General features: G+C 59.7%; 19 protein-coding genes. 3 read left to right on the forward strand and 16 right to left on the reverse strand.

The annotated features are described in order from the left end of the window. Positions 1 to 103 precede the first annotated feature (103 nt). Positions 104 to 688, reverse strand: coding sequence for a hypothetical protein (locus tag VTU_RS34750; RefSeq protein ID WP_010103392.1), 585 nt, complete (start codon positions 686 to 688; stop codon positions 104 to 106). A 53-nt stretch (positions 689 to 741) separates the two neighbouring features. Between VTU_RS34750 and VTU_RS26610 the strand changes: the two genes are divergently transcribed. Then, the gene (locus tag VTU_RS26610; protein WP_010103394.1) at positions 742 to 2,817 is read left to right on the forward strand and encodes a DEAD/DEAH box helicase; all 2,076 of its coding nucleotides are present in this window, start codon (positions 742 to 744) and stop codon (positions 2,815 to 2,817) included. A gap of 36 nt (positions 2,818 to 2,853) precedes the next feature. Next, positions 2,854 to 3,852, forward strand: coding sequence for an SWIM zinc finger family protein (locus VTU_RS0108895; RefSeq protein WP_010103396.1), 999 nt, complete (start codon positions 2,854 to 2,856; stop codon positions 3,850 to 3,852). 173 nt (positions 3,853 to 4,025) lie between these two features. Here the strand turns inward: VTU_RS0108895 and VTU_RS26615 are convergent, their stop codons facing one another. From VTU_RS26615 to trbB, 11 genes are all read right to left on the reverse strand, one after another. Continuing rightward, the gene (locus tag VTU_RS26615) at positions 4,026 to 5,405 is read right to left on the reverse strand and encodes a TrbI/VirB10 family protein (RefSeq protein WP_010103397.1); all 1,380 of its coding nucleotides are present in this window, start codon (positions 5,403 to 5,405) and stop codon (positions 4,026 to 4,028) included. Beyond that, positions 5,395 to 5,865: a conjugal transfer lipoprotein TrbH gene (locus tag VTU_RS0108905; protein WP_010103398.1), complete on the reverse strand. Its 471-nt coding sequence runs from the start codon at positions 5,863 to 5,865 to the stop codon at positions 5,395 to 5,397. The genes VTU_RS26615 and VTU_RS0108905 overlap by 11 nt, the downstream gene beginning before the upstream one ends. Then, positions 5,862 to 6,812, reverse strand: coding sequence for a P-type conjugative transfer protein TrbG (gene trbG / locus VTU_RS0108910; protein WP_201766114.1), 951 nt, complete (start codon positions 6,810 to 6,812; stop codon positions 5,862 to 5,864). The genes VTU_RS0108905 and trbG overlap by 4 nt, the downstream gene beginning before the upstream one ends. Further along, entirely contained in the window at positions 6,788 to 7,453 is a 666-nt protein-coding gene (locus VTU_RS0108915; protein ID WP_010103400.1) for a VirB8/TrbF family protein, read from the reverse strand. The genes trbG and VTU_RS0108915 overlap by 25 nt, the downstream gene beginning before the upstream one ends. 101 nt (positions 7,454 to 7,554) lie before the next feature. Further along, positions 7,555 to 7,878: a hypothetical protein gene (locus VTU_RS0108920; RefSeq protein WP_029554225.1), complete on the reverse strand. Its 324-nt coding sequence runs from the start codon at positions 7,876 to 7,878 to the stop codon at positions 7,555 to 7,557. Further along, positions 7,875 to 9,785, reverse strand: a complete 1,911-nt coding sequence (gene trbL, locus VTU_RS26620) for a P-type conjugative transfer protein TrbL (protein WP_010103403.1) — start codon at positions 9,783 to 9,785, stop codon at positions 7,875 to 7,877. The genes VTU_RS0108920 and trbL overlap by 4 nt, the downstream gene beginning before the upstream one ends. A 121-nt stretch (positions 9,786 to 9,906) precedes the next feature. Further along, positions 9,907 to 10,701, reverse strand: coding sequence for a P-type conjugative transfer protein TrbJ (trbJ, locus tag VTU_RS26625; RefSeq protein WP_081479763.1), 795 nt, complete (start codon positions 10,699 to 10,701; stop codon positions 9,907 to 9,909). Continuing rightward, positions 10,670 to 13,177, reverse strand: coding sequence for a VirB4 family type IV secretion/conjugal transfer ATPase (locus tag VTU_RS0108935; RefSeq protein WP_010103407.1), 2,508 nt, complete (start codon positions 13,175 to 13,177; stop codon positions 10,670 to 10,672). Before VTU_RS0108935 ends, trbJ begins: the two co-directional genes overlap by 32 nt. Before the next feature lie 133 nt (positions 13,178 to 13,310). Beyond that, a complete protein-coding gene (locus VTU_RS0108940; RefSeq protein WP_010103411.1) occupies positions 13,311 to 13,625 on the reverse strand; it encodes a conjugal transfer protein TrbD in 315 nt (104 codons plus the stop codon). Continuing rightward, positions 13,625 to 14,056: a TrbC/VirB2 family protein gene (locus VTU_RS26630; RefSeq protein WP_040892578.1), complete on the reverse strand. Its 432-nt coding sequence runs from the start codon at positions 14,054 to 14,056 to the stop codon at positions 13,625 to 13,627. Before VTU_RS26630 ends, VTU_RS0108940 begins: the two co-directional genes overlap by 1 nt. A 58-nt stretch (positions 14,057 to 14,114) precedes the next feature. Further along, on the reverse strand, positions 14,115 to 15,101 hold the full coding sequence (gene trbB, locus VTU_RS0108950; RefSeq protein ID WP_010103414.1) for a P-type conjugative transfer ATPase TrbB: 987 nt from the start codon (positions 15,099 to 15,101) through the stop codon (positions 14,115 to 14,117). 768 nt (positions 15,102 to 15,869) lie between these two features. On the opposite strand from trbB, the gene VTU_RS0108955 reads away from it, so the two are divergent. Beyond that, positions 15,870 to 16,994: an MlaE family ABC transporter permease gene (locus VTU_RS0108955; protein ID WP_029554230.1), complete on the forward strand. Its 1,125-nt coding sequence runs from the start codon at positions 15,870 to 15,872 to the stop codon at positions 16,992 to 16,994. 235 nt (positions 16,995 to 17,229) lie between these two features. On the opposite strand, the gene VTU_RS0108960 is transcribed toward VTU_RS0108955, so the two are convergent. The 4 genes from VTU_RS0108960 to VTU_RS0108975 are packed head-to-tail and all read right to left on the reverse strand — an operon-like array spanning position 17,230 to position 20,976. Beyond that, positions 17,230 to 17,991 carry an ABC transporter permease gene (locus tag VTU_RS0108960; protein WP_010103419.1) on the reverse strand — a complete coding sequence of 254 codons (762 nt, stop codon included), beginning with the start codon at positions 17,989 to 17,991 and terminating at the stop codon, positions 17,230 to 17,232. An 11-nt stretch (positions 17,992 to 18,002) separates the two neighbouring features. Beyond that, positions 18,003 to 18,989 carry an ABC transporter ATP-binding protein gene (locus VTU_RS31290; protein WP_081479764.1) on the reverse strand — a complete coding sequence of 329 codons (987 nt, stop codon included), beginning with the start codon at positions 18,987 to 18,989 and terminating at the stop codon, positions 18,003 to 18,005. A 50-nt stretch (positions 18,990 to 19,039) separates the two neighbouring features. Then, positions 19,040 to 19,765 (reverse strand): ABC transporter ATP-binding protein, encoded by a 726-nt coding sequence (locus VTU_RS0108970; protein ID WP_236610686.1) that lies wholly within the window; start codon positions 19,763 to 19,765, stop codon positions 19,040 to 19,042. Positions 19,766 to 19,767: 2 nt separating this feature from the next. Further along, positions 19,768 to 20,976 (reverse strand): hypothetical protein, encoded by a 1,209-nt coding sequence (locus tag VTU_RS0108975; RefSeq protein WP_010103425.1) that lies wholly within the window; start codon positions 20,974 to 20,976, stop codon positions 19,768 to 19,770. Positions 20,977 to 21,055: the final 79 nt, after the last annotated feature.

Genomic DNA, 21,055 nt, shown 5'->3' on the forward strand with positions numbered 1-21,055 from the left:
CAAACCCCCCAGTCCACAAAGCTGGGGGGATTGTGTTCGTGTGGAACATGAATAATTTTGCAAGTGCGACTTCATGGCTGAGTCCGATTCTGCTGTGTCTGTATCACGGGCTGATCTTGTCGATTCGGGTCAGGACCTTGCCATCTCGCCCGCCGGCCGGGTCTTCCTGGGGAGTGCCTCCGGACGGACCGACGCCCCGACCGTAACAACGCGCATCGCCAAGGCCTTCGCGCGCAGCGGTGCGCACGGCCTGTTGCAATTGGGCGCGCTGGAATTGGGCAGTCCCTTGCCCCCCGCTCTGGCCTTCGGACGCGAGTTTGCCCATCTGTTCATGGCGCGCTTCACGTCCGTCGCAGCCCTGCCCGAGCAATGGGCCACGCTCGTACTCCCTGCCCCAAGCACAGAATTGCAAGAATTGGCGACCGCAGTGCCGCCGATGACCGGGGCGGAATACCTCAATGCTGCAGTGCTCGCGTCTTGGTGGGAGGATCTGCATGAGGCCGTGCGTGAGGACGTTGCCGCGAGCGGCGGCGACATCGATGCCTGGCTGCGCAGCAAGCACCCCAGTTGGAACCTCGTGGGTCGGGTCTGTTTTCACTTGGCGGAGAACAAGGGCAACGCGCAGGCACCGTTCGCCTTTCTCGCCACCTGCGCAAGCCATGTGTCCAAGGACGCGCGCGTCCAGCATGTGCCGCTGGGTCGGGCGCTACAGGGTTATCCGACGCCCAGGATCGCGCCGGAATGCTCAAACTGCTCTTGCCCGTGCACAAGGCGGCCGAGCAAACCCCGTGGCTCAAGGCGCAACTCGATGCGGGGAAGCTCTTTCATCCGCAGGCCTGGGCGCCACCCGAGGCGTACCAGTTTCTGCGCAATGTGCCCGTGTTCGAAGCCAGCGGTCTGGTCGTGCGCATCCCGGACTGGTGGAAGCCGCGGCACCCACCGCGCCCGCAGGTCCGGGTGAATCTGGGGAAGAAGGCATCGGGGCTGGGCCTGGACACGATGCTCGACTTCGAGGTTGAACTCACGCTCGACGGTGAGCCGCTGTCGCATGCGGAATGGAATCAGTTGGTGTCCGCCAGCGACGGCCTGGTCCGGCTCAAAGGGCGCTGGGTCGAGGTCGATCGCGCAAAGCTCGACGCCGTGCTCGCGCATTGGAAGAAAGTACAGCGGTCGGCCGAGCGCGACGGTGTTTCCTGGTCTGACGGGATGCGCCTGCTCTCGGGCGCAGCCCTCGACGGCGAGGCTGCCGCGGAGCTGGCGCAAACCACGGCCGAATGGTCGACGGTCGTGGCGGGCGACTGGTTGCACAAGACGCTGGCGCAACTGCGTGAGCCAGGCGACGGACCGGACCCACATCCCGAGCTCAAGGCGCAGCTGCGACCCTACCAGCGCCAGGGCGTGCATTGGCTGTGGTGGCTCAATCGCCTGCGGCTGGGCGGCTGTCTTGCCGACGACATGGGTCTGGGCAAGACGGTTCAGTTGCTCGGACTGTTCTCGCTGCTCAAGCGCGAGCGTGACCCGGGGCCGCATCTGCTGGTCGTACCGGCGTCGCTGATCGCCAATTGGCAGGCGGAGGCGGCGCGTTTTGCACCCCATTTGCGCATGTTGGTCGCGCATCCTTCGGCGATCCCATCCAGGGAATTGGCGGCATTTTGCGTGCAACGGCTCGAGGGCGTCGACATCGTCGTGACGAGCTACGCGAGCACAGTCCGCCTGCCCTGGTTGGCCGAGGTGCAGTGGTCGCTGATCGTGTTGGACGAAGCGCAGGCGATCAAAAACCCCGGGGCGCAGCAGACGCGCAAGATCAAGGCGCTCAAGAGCCGTGTGCGCATTGCGTTGACCGGAACACCCGTGGAAAACCGGCTTGGCGACCTGTGGTCGCTCTTCGACTTCATCTGCCCGGGATTGCTCGGGTCGGCCACGACTTTCAACCGCTTCGTGCGCCGTCTCGCGGACAACGCGCACGTCGACTACGCGCCGCTGCGCCGCCTCGTGCAGCCCTACATCCTGCGGCGCCTCAAGAGCGACAAGCGGGTCATTGCCGACCTGCCCGACAAGACCGAGGTCAAAGCGTACTGCGCGCTGAGCCGGCTGCAGGCCAGCCTGTATCAGCAGGCGGTCGAGGCGCTGGCCATGCAGATCGAGACCTTGGATGGGATAGCGCGGCGCGGCGTGGTGCTGGCCTTCCTCATGCGCTTCAAGCAGATCTGCAACCATCCTTCGCAATGGCTGGGCGATGGTGCGTACCGACCGCAGGACAGCGGCAAGTTCGCCCGCCTGCGTGAATTGACCGAGGCGGTCGCGCTACGCCAGGAGAAGGTGCTGGTGTTTACGCAGTTCCAGGAGATGACGGCGCCGCTGTCGGAGTTCCTGCAGGGCGTCTTCGGACGACCGGGGCTGCTCCTTCACGGGGGCACCGCGGTGAAGGAGCGCGCGGCGCTGGTCCAGGCGTTCCAGAGCGAACAGGGGCCACCATTTTTTGTGCTCTCGCTCAAAGCCGGGGGCACGGGCCTGAACCTGACCGCCGCATCGCATGTCGTGCACTTCGACCGCTGGTGGAATCCCGCCGTGGAAAATCAGGCGACCGACCGCGCCTATCGAATCGGACAGAGGCGCAACGTGCTGGTGCACAAGTTCGTCTGTCGCGGTACCGTGGAAGAGAAAATCGACGCCCTCGTCGAGGCGAAACTGGGTTTGTCGGAGCAAATCATCGAGGGCGGCGGCCAGGCCCTGTTGACCGAGTTGAGCAACGACGAGTTGCTGCGCATGGTCACGCTCGACATCGACAGTGCGCTGGGCGAGGGCAAGACCGGGTAAAAATCACCGTCACGCACGACAAGGAGCAGGACAAGCATGGGACGAGGCTATTACTATGGCGGCTGGGCGCCGTACATCCCGGTGGCGCAACGCCAGCGCCAGGCCAAACAAAAAGCCGCAGCGCTGAAAAAGCAGGGCTACAGTTGCCAGCCGGTCACGATCGAAGGCCGCGCCATCGCCAAGAGTTTCTGGGGCAAGGCCTGGTGCGACAACCTGGAGGCTTACAGCGATTACTCGAACCGGTTGCCGCGCGGACGGACCTATGTGCGCAACGGCTCGGTCATCGATCTGCGCATCGAGACCGGAAAGGTCAAAGCGTTGGTGTCCGGATCGGAAATCTACACGGTCGAGATTGGCGTGCAGCCATTGGTGGCTTCGAGGTGGGACGCGATCACCAAGGAATGCGCGGGCAAGATCGACTCGCTGATCGAGTTGCTGCAGGGCCGCTTGTCCAAGGCGGTGATGGAAACGGTAACGCGCCATGGCGAGGGATTGTTCCCGCAGCCCAAGCAAATCAGCCTGCGGTGCAGTTGCCCGGACGGTGCGTCGATGTGCAAGCATGTCGCGGCAGCACTGTACGGCGTGGGCGCGCGCTTGGACGAGGAGCCGGAGCTGCTGTTCCAACTGCGTCACGTCGATCCGCAGGAACTGGCCCAAAAAATCGGCAGCATTCCCGCCGTGCCGATGTCCGACACGCAAGCGGCGTTGGACGGCAGCGATTTGTCGGCCTTGTTTGGCATCGATATCGACGACGCGTCTGTGGCTTCGCCAACGCCACCCGGCAAGCGTGTGCGCGCGGCGAAAGCAGCAGCGCCACCAGCGCCGTTGGCGAGAACCGGCAAGGCGGCAGCGCCGAGCCCGACTCGCAGCAGGACCGTGGCAGCCAGCGCCCTGATCGCGCGCGGCGTTGCCAGGCACATGATCCAAAACTGGATTGCTCGCGGTGTCTTGCTGCGCACCGGGCAGCGCGGGGTGTACGGGACGACAGCACAGACCGAAACGCGGATTGCGGCGTATCTTGCTCGAGCGGTTTGAGGATATGATGCGCCACGGGCGGTGTTGCATAAATTCTGGGCCGCATGGCGCCGGACGTTTACGCGCAAGCGACGGTGGGCACTTCTGCCAACTGCCAACTGCGAAATGGACCGCGTACATTCCCGAGCTTTTCAACGAGGCTTTATTCATGCATATATTGATACGTCGGGATATCAATTGTCTGGCTGTTGAAGATCTTCCAGCATGACGCGGGGAACCCGTGCTTGCTCAGCCTGCAATGGCGTTGGTTGGCTTTTCCACGTAGGCAAGATGATGTCTTTCGTCACCATCACGTTGAACCGGTAGCCGGGCCGGATTTCGAGCGTCGGCTGAATGTTCATATTGCGCTTGGCCATTTGCTGCCCGAGTTCGCCCATCTGCTGACCAATCGCGCCTGCGGTGGTTTGCTGCGGGGTGTTCTGCTGCGAGCCGCTGTTATTTTGGCTGTTGCTTGCCGGCGGCTGCGATAGTTGGAGACCGGCAGAGAACAGCGACAACAGCAGACCGTTGCCGAAGATACGCCAATAGTGGTTGTTCACCTTGTCATTGAATCCGGCGTAACCACTCACGTCCGTGCCCGGCATTTTGGCCAGCGAGATGGAGGATCCGTCAGGGTAGATGATGCGCTCCCAACCCACCAGGACGCGGTCCTGGCCAAGGGTCACGCTGCTGTCATAGGTGCCGACCAAGCGCGCTCCGGCCGGAATGAGCAATTGCGTACCAGTCGCGGAGTCGTACACGCTCTCGCGTACCTGCGCGATGATCTGACCCGGCAAATCGGAGTTCAGGCCGGAAATCATCACACCGGGGATGATTGTGCCCGCCTTCACTTCCTGCGCCGGAGCGAGCGCTGCACGACGCCGTGCGTTGAGGGAGGTGTCGTTCAACGTGCCCGAGGACAGGAATGCACGTTTCTCGTCTTGCTGGTTCTCGGCCGCCATGCCACCGTTGCCACCCATCGCAGCCAAATACTGCCGCATCTTCTGGTCAGTTTCGCTCTCCTGCGTCGTGCTGTTCTGCTGAGGGCCTTTCTGTTGATCGTCCTGCTGTCGTCGTCCACCTTGCCGGTTGCGCTTGAAGTTCTGCACCGTGCCATCGGCCACCAAGGCGGTCTCAAGGTCGGCGAGTTTCTTTTCCTCGATGCGCTGAATCAGCCGCAGCCAATTTTTGTACACCTCAGACTGTGCGGCCGGTGGCACGCTCGCTTGCCCTTGCGGCTGCGTGTCGTTTTGCGTTGCCGGCGTTTCGACCGGAGTCTGCGGTGGCTCGGAAATGTAGTCAGGACCGCTCGGACGAACCGGTGGGGCCGCTGTCGTGGAAATGGGCGGCTGTGGATCCGTGGTGGACAACTTCGCCGTGTTCTGCGCCTGCCGGGCAAAGAACGTGTAGGAGATTCCGAGAAAAACCAGCATGACGATTCCACCCACGGTCAGCAGCGGGACACGGTTCAGGCGACGAACCCCCTTGCCCTTCTTTGGTTTGGCCAGATAATCGCGCGACTCTTGGGGCCCGCGCGCGGGATCAGGGCGCGGGTCGATCTTGTCATTGCTCATTGGCTGCACCTTTCTCGCGGACCGTGAACGGCGCGTCAGTCATCAGGCTGCCGTCCGTGGTGCGTGGATAGAACTTTGTCGCTTCGCGACTGAGGTATTGCAAGCGCAGCACCACGCCCCCGTTGAGCGGCGATGCCAGATAGCGCAACGGCGTCCCCTGCCCGACTTTCGGACCGGTTTGTGGGTCCGTCTGCGCAATGCCGTAGCCCCGTGCGCGCAGTTTCCCGATCATGTCCGCAGTCAGCATGTCGTCGCTGCTGTGCGGCGGATCGAGGACGAGTGTCGTGTGCGCCGGAGGCAGCGGCTCGGACAGATGCTGCACGGTGTCACGGCTCAGCGTTTGCGCATCGCTGGCCGTCACTTCCGGATCCACGTAGGACGTGGTGGGCCGTGGAGGCTTGGCGCAGGCGCTCAGGACAAGCGCGGCAACCAAGGGCAAGATCACGCGGAACGGTTTCATGGTTGGCGGCCTCCCCGGCTGATTTCGACCTTGGTTTGTCTGCGACCGACACCGACGATCAGTGCCGCGCGGTCGAGCACCTTGTCCACAACGTAGCGGTCGCCGATCACGCGGTAGTTGACGAGTTGCTCGCCATCGTTGCCCAAGGCAACGAGCGCCGGAGCTTCGTCGTTGAAGGTCGAGGACGGGAACTGGATATAGGTCTTGGATCCGTCCGAATAGACGCGCAGTGGTCGCCAACTCGGGCTATCCCCGCCCATGTGGAAATTGAAGTCGAGATTGGCTACGTTCTGACCGGTAGTCAGGGTGTTGTTGAACGTTGTGCGGGCCTGTCGTGCGCGGTGGGCCGCCCATTGGCGTTGCATGTCGTCCGGGTAGTCGAACGACAGCACCGGAATCCACTCGCTTGGCATGCTGGCCAGCTTGATCGTGTAGACGCGACGATCCGTCGTCACGATGAGGTTGGTAGTCAGGCCCGCATTGGTCGGTTTCACGATAATCAACGTCGTCGTTTCCGCGTCGCGGCCTTCGGTTGCCGGGGTGATTTTCCAGCGCGTAGTATCGCCTGCGTGAACGTCGTTTACCACTTCGCCGGGCTGCAAGCGAATCGAGCAGACTTGCAGCGGTGTGCAGACGAGCGTCGGGAGCGTGGCGCCAAAGAGATATTTCACGCTCCCATCTTCGCCGCGGCGCGGCTGGTCGGGATTCATCTTCCACTCTTCGGCCAGACGGACGCCATGGATTTCCTTGTCATCGAGCTGGATTTTTTCGTTGGAAATCGTGGGTATGGGTGGCAACTGCTCTTGCGCGCCCGGCGTAAGAGCCGGAACGGTTTGGGCGAATATCGGAAAAACCAGCGAGGTCGCAAGGAACCCGGCCATCCACTTGGTATTTTTCATGATCATCACCTGAAACGGGTTGATTAAAGTCGGGTTGTCCAGGCGCACTGCTGCGCGTAAATACCGAGCGGATTCACCATGATTTGCGCGTCACTGGTCGGTGGTGCAATAACCGTGGTGATGCTGCCTTGGTATTGTTTGGTGTCAATCACCTTGCCCGAGCGCTGCTTGGTGATTTCCGTCCAATCCACTTGCCACGTGCTGTTGCTGACTGGTACGACCGCGTTCACGGTCACTTCGACGGTTTCCTTTTGCGCGCGCACATAGGGGTTGTTTTCCTGGTGGTAGGTGGACAGCGTTTGGTAGCAGGCACTGCCCGGGTAGGTCATGGCGTAGGTTTGATCGACAATGGCCTTTTCGGCCCGGCCATCGACATAGACCGTCCGGGCGCCGATGATCCAATTGCGCAGCGCCGCGACCATTTGCCGGTTGTTTGGTTGGCTGGCCACGTCCGCGCGCGCGACCCGCGCCACTTCGCCATTGCCGTTGAACTCGACCGCATAGGGCACGATCTTGTGTTGGCCAGACACCCACACCAGACCGCTGACCGCAATAATGGCCACGGTGATGCTGCCGAGCGCGGCAAGCCGCCAGTTGTTCGCCGTCGCTATGAAATTTCCGTAGCGTTCGTTCCATTCCCGCCGCGCGGCGAGATAGGGTGTTTCGAGTGGGGTTCTTTTCTCGGGCATGGCGTGTCTCTTTCGCTGTAGTTTGATAGTCTATAAACTGCATTCATGTCCATGACGAACCGTGTTGGCCGGCTTGAGGGACCCCATACTGGCTCCTGCTGTCACTGCTGTCCACTGCTCTTGCTGCGGTCATTTTGGCGCGCGTGATGCTGCAGGTTGCTCCACACTTCGCGCTGACGCTTGGAGCCGAATGGATGCGCTCGAGAGATCGCGACTCCCGCTCCGACAAGCAGCGAACCGAGTGGACCAATAATGCGGATCATGCTGCGTCGCGTGCGGTCGGCGCGTTCTCCTAACTGGTCGAGTCGTTCGCCGTAGCCCCGGCGGCGGAGCCACTGACCGAACGCCCACCAAGCAATTCCCACGGTGAGCGTGGCAAGCATGATGCCGACGAGGCCGAGCAGGTCCGCGAATATGTGCATCATGATGTGCCCCCCTTGTCATCGGTCGGCACATCACCGCCCGGTGCGTCGCCGGGGAACTTGGCGTGCTGGTCATTTGCAGTGTCCGGAACTTCGGCCGAATGGATGGTGTTGTCCACACCTTTTTGCCCCATGTCCGAAAGCGGGTTGTTGTGGCCGCCCGGACCGGGCTGCGGAGCATCCGTCGATGGTCCGGCTGCGTTTTCCATACCGGGCACGGAAATCGCCGACAGGACATGCGCCGTGCGCTGTGCGCCCGAGGCAATGCGATCGCCAGCGCCGGAACTGCCACCTTCGTTGGAACTATCCGGAGCCTCCGGCGTGGAGCCGGTTGGTCCTCCTGCCATATCGTCCGCACGGGGCGCTGCAGCCTTGCTGGCAGTTCCCTTGCCCGAGGCAAGGCGATTGTCCGCGTCGGAACTGCCCCCTTCGCTGGAACTATCCGGCGCATCCGGCGCGGAGCCGGTTGGTCCACCTGCCGTATCGTCTACGCGGGGCGTTGCAGCCTTGCTGCTCACTTCCCTGCCCGAGGCAATGCGATCGTCAGCGCCGGAACTGTCCCCTTCGCTGGAGCCATCCGGCGCCTCCGGCGCGGAGCCGGTTGGCTCACCCGCTGCACCACCTATGCGGGGCGCTGCAGCCTTGCTGGTCACTTCCCTGTCCGAGGGAATGCGATCGTCAGCGCCGGAACTGTCCCCTTCGCTGGATCCATCCGGCGCGGAGTCGGTTGGTGCGCCACCTATACGGGGCGCTGCAGCTTTGCTGGCTGCTCCCCGGTCAGATGTGCCTGCGCCCGATGCACCTCCAAGGGATGCGTTGATCAGCCCGGACAGACCGACGCTGCTTGCGGCCCTGCCTGCGCCCGATGCACCTCCGAGAGACGCGTTGATCAGCCCGGACAGGCCCCCACTTGTGGCACCGCCGGTTCCGCCCGCGCCGAGCGCATTGGCTATGGTCCCGATCGCAGCCGCTGCGCCCGCTGCACCCGCTGCGCTGGCGGCCGCCATGCCGCTGGTTGTACCGCCGCCGCCCATGGAGGTGCTGGAAATCATGCCCGCGACCAGTTCGGGCAGTGTCTTGCAGATGTAGGCGCACGCGAGGGCCAAGCCGACCATCGTCCACATGCTGACATCGTCGTGTTTGTAAGCCGTTTGCCACGCCTTGCTCGAATCAATGATGTGGCCAATCAGGAGGGTCAGCACGAATAGTTTGGCGCTGACTGCAAGCGCATAGCGGACGATGGCCAGTGCATAATCCCGTGTCCATTGCGAACCACCGAAACCGGTGAACAGCACAGCCGCATTGATGACCACATAGGACTCGATAATGGTCAGGCCCATGAATGCGGCGATAAAAGCAAAGCACAGCAGCACCAGAGTGCTGGCCAGCGTGACCATGAAGGCCGCGAGCGGGTTCCACGTATCAATGTCGCCGATGGTTTTGGCCAGTTGCACGGCCACATCGAAAATATCGCCCGGCCTGATGCTTGTTTTCAGATCGGCCGCATCGGTCGCGACCGCATGCGCGCCTGCTTGCCGGAAACTTTGCACGACGACCTCCCCCCAAACGCTGGCGTTCTCCAGCAGTGCATAGAAGAAGCCGATCACGAGAATGAAGCGGATCAACTCGCCGACAATCTCGCTGAAATCGGCTTGGCGGAACACCAAAGGAAAAAAAGTCCATATCAACTGGATGCCGGCGAGTAACCAGAAAAGCGTCGTGGCGTAGCCCGTCAGGCGGTCGTTCCATTGGTTCGCGTTGTTCCTGACGAGATCAAGCAGGCCCGTGAATGAGCCGCTCGGGTCATGGAGGTTGGCTGACTGCTGCGCCATCGCGGCGTTGGAAAACACAAAAGACGCGAGCACCAAGAGCAACCCCAGCAGTATGAGATTGAGCCTGTGCCGGGTCATTTTGAATACTCCTTACCACGCTTGGCGCTATGCAATCCAGTGGAACGGAAATTCTTCCGGAATGCACCACCGGCAACACGTTGCTTCGGCGCGATGGGTGCGGTGCATTCGTATCGGCATATCAATACTCCTTATTCGCACCGGTCCCGCGGACTTGGCCGGAATGGAACTTCTCCCGGAACGCATCATCGACGGCTACGCGTTCGGTTTGCTGCGCCATGTAATTGCTCTGCAGGGTGATTTGCGTTGCCAACAGATCGCGCAATTTTTGGAGTTGCTGAACATTTTGCGCAACAATCTCGTTGCCCACCTGAGCTACCTGCTTGGGACTGATGGACTCGAACGACCGCTGCACCAATTGATCCAGTATTACATCATCATTGGATATGGTTCTGACGTTGGTGTCTGCGGCCTGCATCGCTGTGCGCGCATTGTCCAAACCCTGATTTGACCAGTTTTTATAGTGACTTGGCATTGCCGACGAGGCGACCCGCGATTGCAGATATTTTTCGTAGCCGATGAACCGCTGCTGAAACTGTTGAATATCGTTCCGACCAATGGAATTCGTGCCGTTATAGGAGTTTAATACATTTGTTATCAGTCCTTGGATGCTGCTGAATAGGGGAGATTTTATGCCCTGCCGCATGATCCTGACTTGTTCATCGGTATTTTTTATCAGCTGTCCAAGATTGAGCAGCATTTCGGTATCTTTGCCAGCTTGGCGGAGAGCTTCTTTTATCTGTTCCCAGTACGACGTCGATTGTTGAACACTCGTCGAACAGTTTACGCAGGTGGTTATTGGACTGGTTGCCTGCGCTGGCATTGTCAACAGGCTGATGGAGCCGAGCATCAGCGACATGGCGATGATCGCAAAAAACGTTCCGTTACGCAGTGGTTTTTGAGAAAAAGCGCTCATAATTGACTCCTTTGTGGTTAAGCCATGCAAGCGGCCAATCGGCCCCGTGTTCTGCAATCAAGTTGCGTATTTCCGCCAGTTCCTCCTTGTCTGATACAGCGACAAACGACAATGCGAGCGGGCCCAGGCCCAATTCGAAAACACGGCGGCCGAGGGGGGATTTATAGTAATATTGTCGCTTGTACTGGCCATTTTTTAGAATGGCGATTTCGCGTTCGTTCAGACCGAACATCGTGTAGAGATCGGCCGGTCCCGGCGTCTCCTTGGTGCCGTACAAATCGGCCTCCTTATTGGGTAGCAGGATTTTCGTCGGGCACTGTTCGAGCAGCACGTCGAGCAGCCCGGAGTTGACCGCATCGGAAAGCGACTGCGTTGCCAACAGCACGGCGCAGTTTTTCTTGCGCAACTCCTTGAGCCATTCACGCAATTTCTCGCGAAACACCGGGTGGCCCAGCATCACCCAGGCCTCATCGAGCGAGAGGATGGACGGCTGACCGGCCAGCGAGCGCTCAAACCGGCGGAACAGATACAGCAGCACCGGGATTGCGTTCGCGTTTCCCATCTTCATGAGTTCGTCAATCTCAAAAACGGTCCAGCCGGACAGGTTCAGGGCGTTTTCCTTGCCGTCGAGCAGGTGTCCCATGGACCCGGTGATGGTGTAGTGGTTGAGTGTGGCGCGCACTTCCTCATCCTGTACCGTCGTGACGTAATCCGTCATCGAACGGAACGCGCGTGGGGCCTCGCGCAGCAGGTTCATCGCCCGGTGAATTTCGACTTTCTGGTTCGGGTTGGGTTGCCTGCCCGCCTGCAATTCGAAGCAGGTGGCAATCCATTCCTCGGCCCACAGGGCTTCGGAATCGCTGTCGATGTTCGCCAACGGCGTCAGCGCCATGGTGTCCGCTTCATCGTTGCCAATATCGTAGTGCGTGCCACCCGTGGCCTTGCAGAGCGCATAGAGCGAGCGGCCCTTGTCGAATGCCACGATGTTTGCGGGCATGTGTTTGCCGTCGTGGCGCGCGCGGCTATGGTAGCGGCGGAACTGCGCGAGCAGTGTTGCCAACAGGGTCGATTTACCAGCGCCAGTCGGGCCGAAAACAAGCGTGTGCCCCACGTCCCCCACGTGCAGGTTCAGGCGAAACGGCGTCGCGCCCGTCGTCACCGTGTGCATGAGCGGTGGCGATCTGGCCGGGTACAGGTTGCAGGGATTTTCCCGCAGGCCTGGCCACACGCCGGCCAACGGCAGCAGATCAGCGAGGTTAAGGGTATGCACCAAGGGGCGGCGGATGTTCGGGTACGTCTGTCCCGGCAGGGAACCCAGCCATGCTTCGAGCGCGTTGACTGTTTCGATGCGGGCCGCGAAGCCCTTGTGCTCGATCTCGCGCCGCACATAGTGCGCGTGCTCTTCAAGAAACCGGCGATCCTCGTGCATGAGAACCACGACCGGCGTGTAGTAACCGTAGGCCACAAGCCCGGAATGGGTATCGTTGATCGCCACTTCCGATTGTTTGACCATTTCGATGGCATCGGTGTTGACCATGCCCTTCTGCGATTTCATGACCTGCGACAAGAAACCGCGAATCTTCTGTTGCCACTTGAGCCGATATCGGTTGAGCGCAGCCACGGCTTCCTGCTGTTCCAGGAAGATGAACCGCGAGGACCAGCGATAGGACAACGGCAGGCCGTCAAGCATGTCGAGAATACCGGGGAAGGAACTGCCGGGGAAACCATTGATCGCGACGCAGGCAATGAATTTGTCACCCAGTTTCGGCGTGTCGCCCGGCCATAGTTCCGGGTAGCCCAGCCATGCATCCAGATACATCGGGCAGTCTGGAATGCGCAGGGCGAGGGTTTCGCCGGTCAGCGAGAAATGCAGGTAGTTGATCAACTCATCACTTTCATAGGCGTTGTTACCCGTGCCAATGGTGACCGTGCCCACGCGGCGCATGTTCAGCAGATCGCCAAGATCGTTTTCCAAATCAACCAGGCGTTTTTTGAAGCTGACCAACAGACGGTCGGCGGGCGAGGTATCATCGCGGCCATCATCGTCATAGACCAACTCGTCCAGCTTGGAGTCCCTGCGTGTTGGTGGGAGAAATTGCAGGATGAGTGCATATTCCGTCTCGAAATGCGTGTCCTGCTTTTCGAACATTTCACGGCGCTCGGCATCGATCAGCGCCGTGATGGGTTCAGGGAAGTGCGACAGTTGCGGAGCCGGATAGCCGGGCGACGGCAGGCGGACCGCATCAACCCACATGGCCCAGCCGGACCCGAAGCGGGCCAGATAGTTGTTTAGCAACGCAGTCAGATAGTTCCGCTCCGAATTCGTCGCCGACGCCGCATCGTCACCCCGAAAAAAGAACCCGGCCAGCAGCGATCCGTCCTTGCCCAATACGATGCCCTCATCGACGAGGGCCGCATAGTTGAGCAGATCTGGCAGACCGGCAGCCTTGCTGCGAAATGGTGCTAACGCAAGCATATCCTCTCCTTATTGATTCGGCAATGTTGAACAGTTTCAAACAGATGGAGTTTGTTTGGCAGGAACAGAATCGATTCAAGAACATTCTCGGTGGTGTTGTTGCATAAAATGGATTGAATACCCGATCAATGATTCAGTGGATGCGTGGCGACTTGGCCATGCGGAAGGGCCGCGAAAATGGACCGTAGTAGTGCTTGTATTTGAGCTGGCGAATGTAGACTTTGGACATTTCAGGGTCCGCTTTGGCCATTTTCCGCAGCCCTTGGACGCAAACGAACCAGATTATCAGACCAATGATCGTGGCCACGAAGTTCATGGCCGAGACGATCAGGCCGACTGCAATCAGCATGGAGAACAGCATGAGCTCACGCTCACCTCCCATGATTTGCTGCGGACGATGCAAGGCCCGATGAAATGGCGTCAGGCGACGCGGTTGCATTCCTTCCATCAGTGGCTCCCCGCCCCCTCGACGGAGGCTGCTGCCGCGCCCCCGGCCTTGGCCTGCGCACAGGCCGTCAGATCGGCCATCGAAATGTGCGCTGATGCCGGGACGGCAGCACCAGAAGAGAACATGGTGCTCAGCATGGCGTTGGAGAACACGATCAAGCACACGACGAGTACGACGTAGACGATGCGGCGAACGAAATCGGAGATTTCACCGCCCCAAATCAACGACGCGCCGCACGCGATGATGCCCAGCAGTGCGATGGCGAAAGCGACCGGGCCGCTGATGGATTGGCGAAGTTTGGCCAATGGCTCTTCCCACGGCAGACCTTGGCCGCCACTACTTTCGGTCGCAGTGGCCGCGTGGACCGGGTCGATGGTACCCAGGAGAAGGAGCAAGGCAAGCACCGCGAGCCAGAAGTAGGGGGTGGCCAAGAAGGAGGGCGAAGCCGGTGAGCAGGCCGAAGTCGTAGCAGTAGTCATATTGAACTCCTCAGATTGGTTTGGTGATGTAGTGGACGCCGTCGTGCCCTTCGACCGTGACGACTTCCTTGATTCGCCTTCCCACATGTGCGATTTTTTCAATGGAGATGATCAAATCGATCGCTTCTGCGATAAGGGTGTGCATCGGCGCCTGTGTGGCTTCTGCCACAAGCTGTTCCATGCGGATAAGGCCCGCAGGCGCTGAATTTGCGTGGACCGTGGCCGCCCCGCCGGGGTGCCCCGTATTCCAGGCCTTGAGCAAGGCCAGTGCAGCGCCATCGCGCACTTCGCCGACCAGGATGCGGTCGGGGCGCAGGCGCATGGTGGCCTTGAGCAACCGGGTCATATCTACGTGATCGACGGCACGCATCAGCACCGCATTTTCTGCCGAGCATTGGAGTTCGCCCGTGTCCTCAATGATGGCAATGCGGTCCTGCGGCGAGCACTCGGCCATATAACTGATAATGGCATTCGTGAGCGTTGTTTTGCCGGTTCCAGTCCCGCCGACCACGAGGACGTTGCGCCGATTGCGCACCGCGGCCTTGATGGCGGCGCACTGCTGCTGCGTCATGATCCCGTTTTCCACGTAGTCATCCAGTGTGAAGACGCGGATAGCCTTCTTGCGGATGGTGAAGGTCGGGCCGGACACGACCGGTGGAATCAGCGCCTCGAAGCGGGAGCCGTCGAGCGGCAATTCGCACTCCAGAATCGGATTGTGGGCCGTGATTTGCGTGCGCAGCGTAGACGCCACAGTGCCCATGAGGGACTCCGCCTGCGATGCAGGCATGATCCCTATCTGCTGCATGGGGGCGCCCAACCGCTCAACCCACAGTCGACCGTTTGGGTTGAGCATGATTTCGATGACAGTCGGCTCTTCCAACAGTTCGCAAATGACCGATCCCAGCTCGCGCTTGAGTTTCTCGGCGATGCGCTGCTCGTACTCGGCCCGGCTCAGGGAAACGCTGGAAGCCTGCTGTGCTGAATGTCCTATGTCCATACTCCCATTCCTGTACGGCGAGATAATAGATTGGTAGGAACTATAAATCCAAACTTCCGCGCATTTTCTAGGGAATTACCCTTGTAACATCCAAATTCTCTTGGGTATAAGTACCATGCGATGCGTCAAATAAAAGTGATCTTATCTGCCTGGAATTGTTTATGGTACATTGCCAATATGCCTGCACGCCTGCGGGCAGCGAAACTTGGCATTGTTGCACAAATTGAAAGTCCCTATGGCGCGTAGCAGTAAAGCAAATATTTGGTTTGAGACCCCGGCAGGAATGACGGCATCCGGATAGGCGAGCGGCTATTCCCAAGGATTCGTGGTGCGCAGTTCCGGGTTCCCGGTGATCGGTGCAGTCGCACAATACCATTCAAATATCCATACATTTGTTGGGCAGTGTGATTGGTAATTTGGGCAGTTTTTTGACCAGGGAAAACCTCAATGGATCAACCAAGACTTGCGCGGTTGGTACCCGATCTGTGGGTGCGACGACTGGACAAAATTTCCTTCGGCGTCGAACTACTGCGAAGGACGAAGGCCCGTGGTGGTGGCCCAACTTCAAGCACATCGTCACCAAGTCCAAGCCCGCGCCCTGACATCTGCTGCCGCGCTACCCGGCCGGGCGTCGCGAAAGTCAGGGGATGCGCCGGGGCCTGCGCCTGTGGCCGCATGTTTTATCGCCGAAGGCGCATGCTGGCATTGCGCCAAGCTCCGCTACCATGCTCCACCTCTTCGCTATCCGACGCTCCCCGCGTCTTGCCCATGACCGAGAACGCCCCCCGCATCGTCCGTGTCGATACGCCCCAGGGTCCCTGCGCGCAGTTGCACGGGCGCTGGGGGGCGGCTGAGTTGGGGAACAGGGCCCGGTGGAAGGCCTTGTCTGCGCAACTGCGCAGCCACCCGATGGCACTGGCGCTGGGTTGGGACCTGCGGCAGCTACAGTGGCTGGACCATGTGGGTGCGCAGCTGCTGTGGAGCCACTGGCGGCACGCCTGGCCGCAGCGGCTGATCTGCACCGATGAGCAGCGCGCCATGCTGGCGCGCGTGGCGGCGCTCACCACTGCGGCGGCGGCGCCTGAACCGTGGCGCCTGGGCGCGCAGATCGACCACTTGGGGGTGCTGGTGCTGCACGGCGTGGACCACGCACGCCACATCCTGGAACTGCTGGGCCAGTTGCTTATCGACTTGGTGCGCTTGGTGCGTGCGCCGCAGCGCGGGCCGTGGCGCGATATATCGGGCCATCTGTACCGCATGGGCGCCACCGCGCTGCCCATCACGGCGTTGCTGGGTTTTCTGATCGGCGTGGTGTTGGCCTACCTGATGTCGCTGCAACTGCGGCAGTTCGGCGCCGAGTCGTTCATCGTCAACATCCTGGGCATTTCGCTCATGCGCGAACTGGGGCCGATGCTCGCCGCAATCTTGGTCGCGGGGCGCTCGGGGTCTGCCATCACGGCGCAGATCGGCGTGATGCGTGTCACCGAAGAGCTCGACGCCATGCGCGTCATGGGCATTGCGCATGGTTTTCGGCTGGTCATGCCGCGCACGCTGGCGTTGGCGCTGGCCATGCCGCTGGTCAGCGTGTGGACCACGCTGGCTGCGTTGGCGGGCGGCATGCTTGCAGCGGACCTGACCATGGACATATCGCCCGCGTACTTCATCCAGGCGCTGCCCGCAGCCACCCAGGTGGGCAATCTGGGGCTGGCCATGGCCAAGTCGGTGGTGTTTGGCGCGTGCATCGCACTCATCGGCTGCCATTGGGGCCTGCGCGTAAAGCCCAATACCCAGAGCCTGGGCGAGGGAACGACCGCCTCGGTGGTCAGCTCGATCACCATGGTCATCATCGTGGACGCAGTGTTCGCCGTGGCTTTCAGGAACATCGGCATTTGATGAAAGGCGTGGGTGTGTTTGGCGACATCACGCCCACAGAGCAGCAGGGTCAGGCCATTCCGTTATACACAAGTCCGTTTTCAACCGATGTCGCTGGCAATGAAGTCCCGTAAGTGCCTGGTTTGTATAGGTTCAACATGAACCAATCACATGGCGACCAATATCTGCAAGTTGTTGACTTGTATGGATTTCACAACTTGTGTATAATGAAATGAATTAGGCAGAGGTCTAGAATTTACATCTTGCTATTGTGTCGCCGGAAGGCCTGTAGCGCAAGCAGCAGGGCAAAAGCGGCAAAGGCGACCAAGTAGCCAAGTTGCGCATTTTTTGTGGATGGATCATTGTCGAGGTAGCCTGCCCGTGCGTGGACGACAGCCCAATTGACGGGATTGAACTGTGCCAGTCGAGCCATGATCGTGTTCACGGGAGATGTTCCAGTGAGTATTTCCGAAATGAAGAGCATCGGCAGCGCAATGAAGTTCATGATGCCTAGTACTGGTTCTGGTCGTCCTGCCAGGACGGCCAATCCGATGGAGAGCGAAGAAAAGGCAAAGCCGACCAAGGTTGCCGAAAGGAGCGTCCGGACGAAACCCTGAGCCAAGTCCTTCGGGCCGACACCAAATAGGCTTGCTGCAACTACTACAATTGCGGATTGAATCAGAACCAGCACCGTCGCGTGGAGAACGTAAGCGAGCACGATGCTCCCGCGCGCGACAGGCGCCACCATTTGTCGGGCCAACATTCCGCTTTCGGAGTCCTGCAGGATGTACATGCCAGCATACGCTGATGAGAAGTATGCTGCCATAATCGTGAGCCCAGGCACCAGCACCTGCTGGTATGAGATCGATTCCTGAGCTTGAATCATGATGGGCGCAAAGAGGTTGCCAAACAGCAGCAGCCAGAAAACAGGCTGCACTAGCGCGATCAGTGCGAATACGGGCATGCGGATCGTTGCGGTCAGCAGGCGCGAACTTAGTGCCAGAGTCGAATGCATCATGGGAGGAACTCCTATGCGGATGGGTCGAATGCTTTCGTGGTCACGCGCGTGTATACGTCGCCAAGCGAAGCCTGCGCAACCTGAAGGCTGAGGATCTCAATATTTGTTGATTTCATTAGTTGGGAAAGTTGTTGAGAAAATTCATGGTCAGCACCACCGGTAATGTGTAACTTGCCCCCGATCTGGAGCACGCGTGTAACCCTCGGTATTTGCCGGATAATTTCCATAGCGGCGTCGCCATCACTGCGCCGAGCAAGTTCCACCGTGTACATCTTGCCTTCAATGCATCGCTTTAACTCGGCTGGAGAGCCTTCTGCCATTACCCGACCTGCATCAATGATTGCAACCTTGCTGGCATACTGATCGACTTCGTCCAGATAATGGGTGGAAAAAACCAAGGTCATCTTATCTCGATCCACCGCTTTGGTCAGCATATCCCACAGTTCCAGCCGTGCATCGGGATCAAGGCCGACCGTTGGTTCATCCAGGAGCAAGAGCGTAGGTTTGTGCACTATGCCCATCGCAATTTCCAGCCTGCGACGCATGCCTCCCGAAAGTTGGGACGCCATGCACGAGGCCGAATCCACCAGTCCAAAATCGCTCATCAGTTGATCGATGCGTACCATGCGTTCGCCGCGTCTGATTCTATACACCCGAGCTTGGAACAGCAGGTTGTCTCGAACGCTAGCGTATGGATCCGAGCATTTCGTCTGCGGTACATAACCGATCTTTTGCCTTATTTGCGATGATTCAGTTGAGGTGTCGAAACCAAGTACTTTTGCCGTGCCGGCCGTCGCTTGGGTCAGGGTAGCCAGTGTGCGCATGGTCGTCGATTTGCCGGCACCGTTTGGTCCCAACAAGGCGAAGATCGAACCTTTTTCGATGCTGAGATTAATTCCACGCAAAGCATGAATTCCACCAGAGTAGGTTTTCTCTAGTTGATCGATTTCTACAGCAACGGTACCGCCAGTTTCAGTTGGATGAGTGACCATGGGCATTGACACGTATCATGTGGTTTTATTTGAATGTCGCATTATGGCTACTCTGGCTACTCAACCGCTCCGTTCTCGGGAGCTATGCAGCAATGCCCAGCGGCTCGTTCATGCGCAGGGCGGCCTCGTCGGCATTCATGTGAACGCATTAAGGGGCCGTGCAGCTTGGAAAACGGAAGCTCCTCGGCTCCGGTACTCTGCGCAAATTCGGCGTCATGGGTCGAGATCAGGATCAGTGCTTTTTCCCTCATCTGGCGAATGCGCGCTATCAAAACATCACGCGTAGCGAGATCAAGACCATTACTTGGTTCGTCCATCAGCATTACGGAAGGTTGGCCAATCCAAGCCGATGCGAGCATGGTTTTCTTCTGCGTGCCCAGCGACATCTGGCCAAAGCGGGTGTTCAGATAGGCCCCTAGCGCAAAGCTTTCCAGCAGCGCCTCGACATCAGGGCAAATCGAGGTGCCCTTCGCGCGTGCCACGAACTGCAGTAGCTCGCACCCTGTCATGAACGGGTAGATCGGGCACTCGTCCGGGACGTATGATAGTCGGGCCTTTGCCTCCAGTGGTGCACTGTGTAGTGAATGGCCAGCGACCTCAATCTCGCCGGCATCTGGTTCCAGGATGCCGGCAAGAATGGATAGAAGCGTCGACTTGCCGATCCCATTCGATCCATGCAGCGCGTACAGACCAGTGCCAAAAGCATAGCTCACCCTATCGAGCACTTTTTGGTAACCGAAGGTCTTTGAGATATTGTGGAAGCGGAGAGTCATTGGATTCATGATTAGAGAATGCTTGCCACCCCGAAGGTCCAAAGGGCAGCGGTCAGTGAGGAGATCATGACGGCGTTGCGGTTGGAAAGCAACTGTGGCGGGTGCAGCAGCAAAACCAGCAAGGCAAAGCTTGCCACAAAACCGGCTGTCCGTAGCGCAGACAGTCCGGCGTGATCCCACAGAGTGCATGCCATAGCTAACACAAAGGGCAAGCCGAAACTTAGGACGGCGAGTGTGTCACCCAGTAGCGCCCAACGACGTGGCATGGGCAGCGCCGCAGTGAAAGGGAGGGCATCGTCGTGCGCCATTTTCAGGTGACGGAACAGTCCGCTAGCGCTCAGTGCAACAAGCCCAGCGGCGATCAGCGCCATTGGCAGGCTTCGACCGTCGTAGCGCCAGATGGACATCAAGCCTTCGGCCGTGACGAGAATCAGCAAGCAGTTAAAGAGCTTGCCCAACATGGAGGAGCGATGCTGCCGGTACAGAATCCCTAGCGACAAACGGGTCAACGGTGGCAGCCTGGAGAAGAGGTGCCGAGTCAGCAACAGCCAGATCTCTTGCACAGGCCTCGGTAGCGCGACAGCCCGCAGCAAAAGCGCTGGCAACGGACTCACCAGAGCCCACAGTCCAGCGATCGCAGCCATCGCCAGCATGCCACTCCGCATGGGGTCGTCCAGACTCAAGGCGTATGCAACCCATCCATCGACAAACACCAGACTGATGAGCGCCCGGATACTTCCCCTTAGCACCGCGAGCTGGCAGGCCAATTGCGCGGACAACAGGAAGACAATCAACAAGCCACCCGCCAGGGCATCCCAAGATAGTTCTTGGCGACCTCCCAGAACGAAAGCGGCCGAGACGAATGGCAGGAATAGGGGGGTGTCTGACACCAGCAGCACCAGCAGGTCAATTGTCCGCCAGTGCTGCGGCGACAGTGGCAGGGATTGCGTAAAGTCGCGAAATCGGCCGCCGCGCAGCTGATCGAGCTGCATGAGCACCCACAGGAACCAGCAGCCTTGCCATAGTCCAATCACGCCCAAGCGCCAGACCATCCCGTGCTGATCATTCAGCAGCACAAGCACCCAGTGCGACGACTCCACCAGCAGCGAGCCGCCGAGCACTCCAACGAGGAGCAGGACCGCCTGCCATCGACGCAGCAGCAGTTGCGCGGTCGCCTCTCCGTACCAACGCAGGCGCAGGGCCAGGATCCGGTAGATCATTGACCACCCTCGGCCTATTTTGCTTGATCCCGCAGGACGGTGACGGCGGGAAATTGCCGAACGGGCAGTGGCGAGCCGG

Source organism: Verminephrobacter aporrectodeae subsp. tuberculatae At4, from assembly GCF_000193225.1.
Classification (GTDB): domain Bacteria; phylum Pseudomonadota; class Gammaproteobacteria; order Burkholderiales; family Burkholderiaceae_C; genus Acidovorax; species Acidovorax aporrectodeae.